The following is a 1,002-nucleotide window of genomic DNA, read 5'->3' as shown; positions in this document are numbered from 1 at the left end:
CGTTCTTTCGATTCAGTACAACCGCGGCGTGCATGACGGATACACGCTGTCGTATCCCAATGGGCTTGCATGAATAATCACTTCTTTCGTTACAAGATGTTCTCTTTTCGAAAGAGTCGCAGAGGCGGCCTCTTGCTTATGCGAAGGCTTCAACCTTGCGGGTTACGATTCGGCTTTCCTGCAGGGAGGATAAGTCGCCCGTTTCAGTGGCGAATACTTTAGCGTTTAAGATGTCGACAACGGCCTTATCAACGCTCTCCTTGTCCAAGTCGGCCTTCGGTCGCTGCAAGGTGTAGTTGACTTTTTTGCCTGCATTGTCGGCAAAGGATAAGATTAAAGTTTTCGTTTCCGATTTAGTAATCATGGTAGATCCTCCTTATGAATTACGCCGTTATTTCGTACTGAACCGTTTCTTTCACTCCGTCCAAAGCATCAGCCTGTAAGGATGCGAGAGCGTTGGCGGCTGTTAAGACGTTGCCGGAGTCGGCATCGGCTTTAAGGGAAGAAAAATTAAGGGTGCGTGTTTTTTTCTTACCCGCCTCGTCTGTATACGAAACGGTGAGTTGTAACTTACTTGCCAGTGCCTGTTTTGTTGCCATATACGGGACCTCCTTAAACGAATAGATGAAAATCGCTTATTCATACCGCCGAATCCCGTGACGACGGGTGGCGTAGAGCGGTAAGGTTGAAACCGCCGGTGTCGGCCGGAATGAATATACGAAGTTATAAAGTGTCACAGATCTTGGAGGGGGAATAAAAGACCGTTGACATATAAGAGTTTATACAGCTGTACGGATGATGAGTCTAAGCTGTACGGGAGGGGGACTTCTTTTTGTCCCCGTCCATGGAAAAACGAATCGTATCGCCTACGGCCAGACCCATAACCGTGGCACCGCCGCCGACAGGGCAGGGACAGCGGGCTGCGCGTCCGCAGAGAAAATAGGGCTTTCGATCCGTTAAAAACCGGAATAAACGGCTAATCCAAAAGATAAGGCGTTCTTT

Annotated in this window: 3 protein-coding genes; all 3 read right to left on the bottom strand. The window is 48.8% G+C overall.

Features of this window, described 5'->3' with window-relative positions; genetic code table 11:
* Positions 1-136: 136 nt before the first annotated feature.
* Positions 137-364, bottom strand: a complete 228-nt coding sequence (locus PGX78_RS08655) for a DUF2922 domain-containing protein (RefSeq protein WP_270446553.1) — start codon at positions 362-364, stop codon at positions 137-139.
* 19 nt (positions 365-383) lie between these two features.
* Positions 384-599, bottom strand: a complete 216-nt coding sequence (locus PGX78_RS08650) for a DUF1659 domain-containing protein (protein WP_006941542.1) — start codon at positions 597-599, stop codon at positions 384-386.
* Positions 600-804: 205 nt separating this feature from the next.
* The coding region (locus tag PGX78_RS08645; RefSeq protein ID WP_270446552.1) for a hypothetical protein at positions 805-1,002 on the bottom strand (198 nt) is incomplete at its 5' end.

Source organism: Megasphaera sp. AF13-6AC (assembly GCF_027685385.1).
GTDB classification, from domain to species: Bacteria; Bacillota; Negativicutes; order Veillonellales; family Megasphaeraceae; genus Megasphaera; species Megasphaera micronuciformis.
Note: the sequence above shows the minus strand (reverse complement) of the source record. Positions and strands in the feature narration are given on the sequence as shown.